Genomic DNA, 8,986 nt, shown 5'->3' with positions numbered 1-8,986 from the left:
GCAGGTGTCCCTGCCGCGGAGCCGGACCGGTGCGCCGCTGGGCACGGCCGTCGACCAGGCCCGCCTGGGCGCCGCGTTCACGAAGCTGGCGGGCACGCCGGTGGAACGGCTGCTTGCCCGGCCGGAGTCGACCGCCGCCGAGGCGCTGGTCGCGCGGGGCCTGCCAGCCCGGACCATCGACGGTTTTCTGCGTCCACTGCTCGCCGCGCTGCTGTGCGACCCGGACCTGACCACCTCCAGCCGCTGCGCGGACCTGGCGCTGCGCGCCTTCGCGGGCGGGCGGCTGTGCCTGCCGGAAGGCGGCGCCGAGGCACTGCCGGAGCTGCTGGCCCGGAGCCTGCCGCCGGGCACGGTGCACACCGGGGTGCGGGTCACCTCCGTCTCGACGACCTCGGTGACCACGGCGGAGCACGGCGAGTTCCGCTGCCGTGCGGTGCTGATCGCGACGGACGCGCGCGCCGCGGCCGAGCTGCTGCCCGGTCTTCGCGTGCCGGACTCCCACCCGGTGACGGTGGTGCACCACACCGCCGACGAGCCGCCGGGCACCGGTGCCGCGCTGCTCCTGGACGCCGACAGGGGCGGCCCGGTCGCCCACACCACGGTGGCCAGCCGCGTCGACCCGTCCCGCGCCCCCGCCGGGCGCGCGCTGATCTCCTCCACGGTGCTGGGCCGGCCCACGCCCCAGCTCGACACCGCCGTACGCCTCCATCTGGCCCGGCTCTACGGCACGTCCACCGCCCGCTGGGAGACCCTGGCCGTCCATCACACCGCCGAGGCCGTGCCGATGATGCGGCCACCGCACGATCTGCGCCGGCCGGTACGCCTGCTGGCGGGCCTGTACGTGTGCGGCGACCACCGGGACACCAGCACGGTCCAGGGTGCGCTGCACTCGGCCCACCGGGCGTCGGAGGCGATTCTGACGGACCTGGGGGCGGCGGGTTCGATGCACGCCGCGGACCCGGTACCGACGGTGCCGCGAGCGGCGTGAACGGTCTGAGCCGACCTGAGGGAGCCCCCCTTGTTCGATTTCTCACCACGCCCCACACTCCTCACCCGCCCGACCTGACACAGCACCAAATTCCCTGTTCAACAGGCATTTTGACGACTGTGCGGACTGCCCGATTGTCAGTGCCGGGCAGTAGAATTGAGGAAGTGTTCGAGGGTGGGCGCCGGAGTCGCCGAGGTCTCCGGCCGGCCGCCCTCACCGCGACAGGAGGATGCCTGTGCCCGCTGCCGCACTCAAGCCGAAGCCCCTGCCCACCCAGTCCACCGCGAAGCGTCCCGTCCTGCTCGAGATGCCGTGCGCGCCCGTGGAGAAGCGGCCGCTTCCGCCGGGCCGCCCCCGCGAGTGGTACATCACGCACAACCGCCGCCTGAAGGCGATGCGCCTGGCCATCGCCCTGCTCGACTCCGGCGTCTACCAGCCCGACCAGGCCCGCAACGAGACGATACGCAGCACGGCGGAACTGATCGGCGTACACCCGCCGTCGGACACGACGTGCCACATGGTCCGCGCGTTCATGCGCTACAACCGCTGAGCACCAGGTCACGGGCGGAACCACCCGCCCGTGACCCCTACGGTGTCAGTACGGCCGGAAGTTGATGTAGCCCAGGAGCACGATCACCGCTGCGACGCAGCCGAGGACGACCGCCGTCGAGATCCACGACGAGCGGCGGCCGGACGACGTGTGCTCCGGGTCGGCACGGAACGGCACCGGCCCGGGCGGATTGTCCTTCCAGCGCGCGGCGAGCATGCGGGCCCGGGCCGAGGGCTCCTTGTGCTCGGCCCCGTCCGCCCACTTCAGGTCGAACTCCCGCTTCTCGTCGTCCTTCTCGGACATCCCCGTGACCTTCCTCGAACAGCAGTGTCAGAATCTATGATCCCGCGCCGCGCGCGCCGGGGGAAGCGGCTTCCGGACATACGACGTGGCGCCCGGCACCAGACGACTCGGGGACACTGCATGAATCTTGACGGTCAGGGCTGGGGGGCCACGCGCTCCTGGGTGGAGAAGGGGCTGGCCGAGTCCGAGCGCATCGACGATGTCGTGCGGCTTCGTGGAGGCTGGACATCGGAGATGCGCCGGCTGGACGTGCGCGGTCCCGGCGGCCGGCGCTCCCTGGTCCTGCGCTCGTTCGTCAAGCCCTTCTACGTCCGTCACGCGGAGGGCCTGCTGACCCGTGAGGCAGGCATCCTGCGCCTGCTCGGTGACACGGACGTGCCCGCCGCCACGCTCATCGCCGTGGACGCGACCGCACGGTACTGCGACCACCCCTCGCTGCTGATGTCCCTGCTGCCGGGGACCGTGCGCCTGGACGATCGGGGCGCCGGGGACCGAGCCGACCTGCTGGCCCGGCAGCTGGTGCGCATCCACCGGCTGCCGGTCACCGCACGGCAGCGACCGCGCACCTACCAGGCCTGGACTTCTCCCGAGCGGGTGAGCCCGCCCGCGGCGACCGGGCGGGCCGGTCTGTGGCAGCGGGCGGTCGATGTCATCCGGCGCGATCCCCCGGAGCATCGCGGCTGCTTCCTGCACCGGGACTTCCATCCCGGGAACGTCCTGTTCACAGGCACCGGGGCGGACCTTCGGATCAGCGGTGTCGTCGACTGGGTGGAGACCTCCTGGGGACCGGCCGACCTGGACGTGGCGCACTGCTCGACGGCCCTCGCCCTGCTGCACGGCGTCCCCGCGGGCATGCGCTTCGCCGACCGCTACACCGCCGCGGGCGGCACCCTGGCCGACGACCCCGCCGCCCACCTCCACTGGCGGCTGCTGGACGCGCTGGCCTTCGCCCCGGACGCCGAGAAGGTCGCCGTCCCCTGGCGTGAGCTGGGGCGCGACGACCTGACGCCCGGCGTTCTGGCGCGACGGCTCGAGGACTACCTCCAGGCTCTCTTCGAGCGGTACGCCTGAGTCGGGACACAGAACACGGCGCCTGCGCCTCCCGGGGACCGGGAGGCGCAGGCGCCGTGCAAGGATCACTCGGATCCGGTGCGGATCACACGTCGAAGTACAGCTCGAACTCGTGCGGGTGCGGGCGGAGCTGGAGCGGGGCGATCTCGTTGGTGCGCTTGTAGTCGATCCACGTCTCGATCAGGTCGGACGTGAAGACGTCGCCCTGGAGGAGGAACTCGTGGTCGGCCTCGAGGCGGTCGAGGACGGCGCCGAGGGAGGTCGGGACCTGCGGGACGTTCGCGTGCTCCTCGGGAGCCAGCTCGTAGAGGTCCTTGTCGATCGGCTCGGCCGGCTCGATCTTGTTCTTGATGCCGTCCAGGCCCGCGAGCAGCAGCGCCGAGAAGGCCAGGTACGGGTTGCCGGAGGAGTCGGGCGCGCGGAACTCGACGCGCTTGGCCTTCGGGTTGGAGCCCGTGATCGGGATACGCATCGCGGCGGAGCGGTTGCGCTGCGAGTACACCAGGTTCACCGGCGCCTCGAAGCCCGGCACCAGGCGGTGGTACGAGTTCACCGTCGGATTGGTGAAGGCCAGCAGCGACGGGGCGTGCTTGAGGATGCCGCCGATGTAGTAGCGGGCGGTGTCCGACAGGCCGGCGTAGCCCTGCTCGTCGTAGAACAGCGGGTCGCCGTTGCTCCACAGCGACTGGTGGACGTGCATGCCGGAGCCGTTGTCACCGAAGATCGGCTTCGGCATGAAGGTCGCGGTCTTGCCGTTGCGCCAGGCGACGTTCTTCACGATGTACTTGAAGAGCTGGAGGTCGTCGGCGGCGGCGAGCAGCGTGTTGAACTTGTAGTTGATCTCGGCCTGGCCGGCGGTGCCCACCTCGTGGTGCTGGCGCTCGACCTTCAGGCCGGCCCGGTCCAGCTCCAGGGAGATCTCGGCGCGCAGGTCGGCGAAGTGGTCGACCGGCGGGACCGGGAAGTAGCCGCCCTTGTAGCGGACCTTGTAGCCGCGGTTGTCCTCCAGCGCACCGGTGTTCCAGGCGCCCGCCTCGGAGTCGATGTGGTAGAAGGACTCGTTCTCGGACGTCTTGAAGCGCACGCTGTCGAACACGTAGAACTCGGCCTCGGGGCCGAAGTACGCGGTGTCGGCGATGCCGGTGGAGGCGAGGTAGGCCTCGGCCTTCTTCGCCACGTTGCGCGGGTCACGGGAGTACTGCTCGCCCGTGATCGGGTCGTGGATGAAGAAGTTGACGTTCAGCGTCTTGTCGCGGCGGAACGGGTCGACCCGGGCGGTCGAGAGGTCCGCGCGCAGCGCCATGTCCGACTCGTGGATGGCCTGGAAGCCACGGATCGAGGATCCGTCGAAGGCCAGCTCCTCGTCGGGGTCGAACGCCTCTACAGGCACCGTGAAGTGCTGCATCACGCCCGGGAGGTCGCAGAAGCGGACGTCGATGAACTTGACGTCCTCGTCCGCGATGAACTTCTTGGCCTCGTCGGCGTTCTGGAACATCCAGCTCCTCCTACTCCCGACCGTCCCGCCGGGGTGGTAGATCGTTCGTGCGGCCAGTGCGGGTGGCACACGCTGTGCTCGACCCTAGGGACGGGTGATTTCTCGGGCGTGACCCATTTGTTTCGCACAAGTTAACCGGCCCACCTCCCACGGTAGCCCCGACGCACCCCGGCGTCCCCCGGTCATATCCGGGCGCAGTACCGTGGACGGGTGGACAACAGGCAAGCAATCGGATCATGGCTCTCCGGCCCCCGCGCGGCCATGGAGGACGCCGGTGCCGAGTTGGGTTACCGGGGCGAGCAGCTGGGGCTGCCCGAGGAGGGTCCGGGGTCGATCGCCCGGCCGGGCCGCAGGCTCGGCGCGCTGGCGGTGGACTGGTCCCTGTGCGTCTTGATCGCATACGGTCTGATCACCGAGGGCTACGGGCAGGCGACGAGCAACTGGGCGCTGCTGATCTTCCTGGTGCTGAGCATCCTCACCGTCGGCACGCTCGGCTTCACCCCCGGCAAGCGCCTCTTCGGCCTGCGGGTGGTGAACCTCGCCACCGGCCAGGTCCACCCGGGCCGCGCCCTGCTGCGCTCGGTGCTGCTGTGCCTGGCGATCCCGGCCCTGATCTGGGACCGCGACGGCCGCGGCCTGCACGACCGGCTGGCGGGCACGGTCGAGGTGCGGATCTGACAGTGCGCATACGTGAGTGGGGGCGCCCGGAGATCTCCGGGCGCCCCCACTTCACATATGTACGGGACCACTCACATGGACGGGACCTCAGCGGGCCTTCGGTCCGCCGCCCTTCGGCAGCTTCATGCCCTTCGGCATCGGCCCCTTGGGCAGCGGCATGTTGCTCATCAGGTCGCCCAGGGCGCGCAGCCGGTCGTTGGTCGCGGTGACCTGGGGGCCGGTGAGCACGCGGGGCAGCTTGACCATGGTGGTGCGCAGCTTCTTCAGCTCGACCTGGCCCTCGCCCGTGCCCACGATCAGGTCGTGCACCGGGACGTCGGCGACGATGCGGTTCATCCGCTTCTTCTCGGCGGCGAGCAGGCTCTTGACCCGGTTCGGGTTGCCCTCGGCGACCAGCACGATGCCGGCCTTGCCGACCGCGCGGTGCACCACGTCCTGGTTGCGGTTCATCGCCACGGCGGGGGTGGTGGTCCAGCCCCGCCCGATGTTGTCGAGCACGGCCGCGGCGGCGCCCGGCTGTCCCTCCATCTGGCCGAAGGCCGCTCGCTCGGCCCGGCGCCCGAACACGATCGCCGTCGCGAGGAAGGCGAGCAGGAGGCCCAGGATGCCGAGATAAATGGGGTGACCGATCAAGAAACCGATCGCGAGGAAGACACCGAAGGTGACGATTCCGACAGCCGCGAGTACAAGACCGATCTTCTTGTCGGCCCTGCGGGTCATCTTGTAGGTCAGGGCGATCTGCTTCAGTCGCCCGGGGTTCGCAGCGTCCGCTGCAGTTTCCTTCCTCGCCATGCCACGAAGTCTACGTGGCTCCGCCGGTGGACTCAGCGGCGGGCGGACAGGGACTGCTCGAGGACACGCTGCACCTCGACCCGGTCCTTGGCGCGACGGCGGTCCTCCAGCACGGAGTTCCAGGCGTTGCGGCGGGCGGTGCGCTGGCCGCTGCTCATGAGCAGCGACTCCACGGCCCGCAGCGCGGTGGTGAAGGACGGGATGGCGGTGGCGCGGACAGGCGCGGCCTGCATGGTGGAGGTCCCCCCTCGGTGAGGCTCTGGGTGACACACGGGGTGTACGGGATGTACGTGCTGTGATTCCAGGGTCACTGATTGGTGTTACCAGGGCATGACCGGCCGGTCAAACACCCATGAAGCCTGGATGGGAGACCCGCGAACAGCGACGCGGCCCCGACCGGTGCCCTCAGCTGCGAGGACGGTCGGAGCCGCGCTCTTCGGCCATTACCGGCCGGTAATTTCTTGTGCGGGACTTCACACGGCCTGGGCCGCGATGTACGTCCCCCGCTTCTCGATCGCCATCTGGTACAGGCGGCCGGCGCGGTACGAGGAGCGGACCAGCGGGCCGGACATCACACCGGAGAAGCCGATCTCCTCGGCCTCCTCCTTCAGCTCCACGAACTCGTGCGGCTTGACCCAGCGCTCGACGGGGTGGTGCCGGACGGAGGGGCGCAGGTACTGCGTGATGGTGACCAGCTCGCAGCCGGCGTCGTGCAGCTGCTTCAGCGCCTCGCTGACCTCCTCGCGGGTCTCGCCCATGCCGAGGATCAGGTTCGACTTCGTGACCAGACCGTAGTCCCGGGCGGCCGTGATGACCTTCAGGGAGCGGTCGTAGCGGAAGCCGGGGCGGATCCGCTTGAAGATCCGGGGCACCGTCTCGACGTTGTGCGCGAAGACCTCGGGGCGGGCGGAGAAGACCTCCTCCAGCTGCTCCGGGACCGCGTTGAAGTCGGGGGCGAGCAGCTCGACCTTGGTGCGGCCGGCCTCGCGGTTCGCGGTCTGCTGGTGGATCTGGCGCACGGTCTCGGCGTACAGCCAGGCGCCGCCGTCCTCCAGGTCGTCGCGGGCGACGCCGGTGATGGTGGCGTAGTTCAGGTCCATGGTGACCACGGACTCACCGACGCGGCGGGGCTCGTCGCGGTCGAGCGCCTCGGGCTTGCCGGTGTCGATCTGGCAGAAGTCGCAGCGCCGGGTGCACTGGTCGCCACCGATGAGGAAGGTCGCCTCGCGGTCCTCCCAGCACTCGTAGATGTTCGGACAGCCGGCTTCCTGGCAGACCGTGTGCAGGCCCTCGCTCTTCACGAGGTTCTGCATCTTCGAGTACTCGGGGCCCATTTTCGCCCGCGTCTTGATCCACTCGGGCTTGCGCTCGATGGGGGTCTGGCTGTTGCGGACCTCCAGGCGCAGCATCTTGCGTCCGTCGGGTGCGACTGCGGACACGACCGGCTCCTAGCGATTGATTCTTCGGCGACCTTCAGGGTACGCCCGGTGTTTCGAATGCCTGGTGCGAGTGCTGGCCCCGTACTCCAACACCGGACCGGCTGTGTTTATGCCGGTGTCTGTTTATGCCGGTGTCTTCTCGATGACCCGCGGCTTCAGTTCCGCGTTCTCCAGTACGTCCCGCAGGTGCCGCTCGGCCACCGGCAGCACCTCCTCGATCGTGATGTCGCGGCCCAGCTCGTTCGCCAGGGAGGTGACGCCGGCGTCGCGGATGCCGCACGGGATGATGCGGTCGAACCACTTGTTGTCGGGGTTCACGTTGAGCGCGAAGCCGTGCATCGTGACGCCCTTGGCCACGCGGATGCCGATGGCGGCGATCTTGCGGTCCTCGCGGCGCTGGCCGGCGTTGGACGGGGCGTAGTCCGGGCCGTTGAGGCGCGGGTCGAACTCCTCGTCGTGCAGGCGGGGGTCGAAGTCGAGGGAGAGCCCGCCGAGCGCCGGGCGCTGCTCGATGGGATCGCCGAGGACCCACACACCGCTGCGGCCCTCGACGCGGGTGGTCTCCAGGCCGAACTCCGCGCAGGTGCGGATCAGCGCGTCCTCCAGGCGGCGCACATGGGCGACCACGTCCACCGGGCGGGGCAGCTTCTGGATCGGGTAGCCGACCAGCTGGCCGGGGCCGTGCCAGGTGATCTTGCCGCCACGGTCCACGTCGATGACGGGGGTGCCGTCGAGGGGGCGCTCGCTCTCCTCGGTGCGCCGGCCGGCGGTGTAGACGGGGGGATGCTCCAGGAGGATCACGGTGTCGGGCACCTCGTCGGCGAACCGCGCCGCGTGCACCCGGCGCTGCTCGTCCCAGGCCACCTGATAGTCCACGGCCTCGGCACCGAAGCCCATCCGGACGAACCGCAACTCACTCACGGCAAGCGCCTCCCTAGAAGGTCGTAAGGCACGTAACGCGCCCACGCCACTGTACGTCCGCGCGACCGGACGGCCTCCGTCAGCCTCAGGAGCCAATCCTCACACGATCGGATGAATGCCCTTCGAAGACTGCGATGAGGTGCTTACTCTCCGCTACATTCGCGCCGTCCGGGGCGCCATAAGGGCTGCTCACAGGCAATACGGGCACATCGTTTCGCCGGAAGGCAGGAGACCGCACCGCAGATGACGGACCGACCCGCGCAGCGCACCCCCAACCGACAGCTCGCCGCGCTCATCGCAGAAGCGGGGTTCTCCAACGCGGGACTCGCCCGTCGAGTGGACCAGCTCGGTCTCGAACACGGGCTCGATCTGAGATACGACAAGACGTCCGTCACGCGCTGGCTGCGCGGGCAGCAGCCCCGGGGCACCACCCCCGCGCTGATCGCCGAGGTGTTCACCCGGCGTCTCGGCCGCCGCCTCACCGCCCAGGACCTCGGACTCGACTCCTGCACGCCCGTCTACGCGGGCCTGGAGTTCGCCGCGACGCCCGAGGAGGCCGTGGACATCGTCAGCGGGCTGTGGCGCAAGGACTCCGGCAGCCACGCCGAGCTCCGCAAGATCGCCTTCACCTCCGCGGGGCTCGTGGTCCCCAGCCGGGACTGGCTGATCGGCCGCGCCGACGAGCGGGTGGCCCGCACCGAGCCGCCCGTGCGCATCCCCGCCCAGGGCCGCCCGGCCACCCGCGCCTC

At 70.1% G+C, this 8,986-nt stretch carries 10 protein-coding genes and 1 pseudogene; 5 read left to right on the top strand and 6 right to left on the bottom strand.

Going from position 1 to position 8,986, the window contains the following annotated elements:
- A partial coding sequence (locus N4P33_RS28935) for an FAD-dependent oxidoreductase (RefSeq protein ID WP_260829831.1) occupies window positions 1-988 on the top strand: 988 nt, incomplete at its 5' end.
- Window positions 989-1,223: 235 nt separating this feature from the next.
- Complete coding sequence (locus N4P33_RS28930) at window positions 1,224-1,538, top strand: hypothetical protein (RefSeq protein ID WP_260829829.1); 315 nt, start codon at window positions 1,224-1,226, stop codon at window positions 1,536-1,538.
- Between the two features lie 45 nt (window positions 1,539-1,583).
- Here N4P33_RS28930 and N4P33_RS28925 read toward each other — a convergent pair whose 3' ends face one another.
- On the bottom strand, window positions 1,584-1,841 hold the full coding sequence (locus N4P33_RS28925; protein WP_260829827.1) for a hypothetical protein: 258 nt from the start codon (window positions 1,839-1,841) through the stop codon (window positions 1,584-1,586).
- A gap of 120 nt (window positions 1,842-1,961) precedes the next feature.
- Here N4P33_RS28925 and N4P33_RS28920 point away from each other — a divergent pair, with 120 nt between their 5' ends.
- Complete coding sequence (locus N4P33_RS28920) at window positions 1,962-2,912, top strand: phosphotransferase family protein (RefSeq protein ID WP_260829826.1); 951 nt, start codon at window positions 1,962-1,964, stop codon at window positions 2,910-2,912.
- Window positions 2,913-2,997: 85 nt separating this feature from the next.
- On the opposite strand, the gene glnA is transcribed toward N4P33_RS28920, so the two are convergent.
- Window positions 2,998-4,407 carry a type I glutamate--ammonia ligase gene (gene glnA, locus N4P33_RS28915; RefSeq protein ID WP_260829824.1) on the bottom strand — a complete coding sequence of 470 codons (1,410 nt, stop codon included), beginning with the start codon at window positions 4,405-4,407 and terminating at the stop codon, window positions 2,998-3,000.
- Window positions 4,408-4,617: 210 nt separating this feature from the next.
- On the opposite strand from glnA, the gene N4P33_RS28910 reads away from it, so the two are divergent.
- Window positions 4,618-5,085: an RDD family protein gene (locus N4P33_RS28910; RefSeq protein ID WP_260829822.1), complete on the top strand. Its 468-nt coding sequence runs from the start codon at window positions 4,618-4,620 to the stop codon at window positions 5,083-5,085.
- Between the two features lie 87 nt (window positions 5,086-5,172).
- On the opposite strand, the gene N4P33_RS28905 is transcribed toward N4P33_RS28910, so the two are convergent.
- The 4 genes from N4P33_RS28905 to lipB all read right to left on the bottom strand — a co-directional run bounded on the left by N4P33_RS28905 (window position 5,173) and on the right by lipB (window position 8,237).
- On the bottom strand, window positions 5,173-5,877 hold the full coding sequence (locus tag N4P33_RS28905; RefSeq protein WP_260829821.1) for a DUF4191 domain-containing protein: 705 nt from the start codon (window positions 5,875-5,877) through the stop codon (window positions 5,173-5,175).
- Window positions 5,878-5,909: 32 nt separating this feature from the next.
- Window positions 5,910-6,110: a hypothetical protein gene (locus N4P33_RS28900; protein ID WP_260829819.1), complete on the bottom strand. Its 201-nt coding sequence runs from the start codon at window positions 6,108-6,110 to the stop codon at window positions 5,910-5,912.
- A gap of 240 nt (window positions 6,111-6,350) precedes the next feature.
- Window positions 6,351-7,316: a lipoyl synthase gene (gene lipA / locus N4P33_RS28895; protein ID WP_260829816.1), complete on the bottom strand. Its 966-nt coding sequence runs from the start codon at window positions 7,314-7,316 to the stop codon at window positions 6,351-6,353.
- 123 nt (window positions 7,317-7,439) lie between these two features.
- Window positions 7,440-8,237, bottom strand: a complete 798-nt coding sequence (lipB, locus tag N4P33_RS28890; protein WP_260829814.1) for a lipoyl(octanoyl) transferase LipB — start codon at window positions 8,235-8,237, stop codon at window positions 7,440-7,442.
- A 243-nt stretch (window positions 8,238-8,480) separates the two neighbouring features.
- Here lipB and N4P33_RS28885 point away from each other — a divergent pair.
- Window positions 8,481-8,986: pseudogene (locus N4P33_RS28885) on the top strand (regulator); the annotation flags it as partial.

The sequence above is a fragment of the Streptomyces sp. 15-116A genome (assembly GCF_025290915.1).
GTDB lineage: Bacteria > Actinomycetota > Actinomycetes > Streptomycetales > Streptomycetaceae > Streptomyces.
This window is presented reverse-complemented; position numbering and strand designations above follow the sequence as displayed.

Bases quoted from the DNA above. Each gene is read 5' to 3' on its own strand.
- N4P33_RS28925 (WP_260829827.1), bottom strand. From the start codon at position 1,841: ATGTCCGAGAAGGACGACGAGAAGCGGGAGTTCGACCTGAAGTGGGCG.
- N4P33_RS28920 (WP_260829826.1), top strand. From the start codon at position 1,962: ATGAATCTTGACGGTCAGGGCTGGGGGGCCACGCGCTCCTGGGTGGAG.
- glnA (WP_260829824.1), bottom strand. From the start codon at position 4,407: ATGTTCCAGAACGCCGACGAGGCCAAGAAGTTCATCGCGGACGAGGAC.
- N4P33_RS28905 (WP_260829821.1), bottom strand. From the start codon at position 5,877: ATGGCGAGGAAGGAAACTGCAGCGGACGCTGCGAACCCCGGGCGACTG.
- N4P33_RS28900 (WP_260829819.1), bottom strand. From the start codon at position 6,110: ATGCAGGCCGCGCCTGTCCGCGCCACCGCCATCCCGTCCTTCACCACC.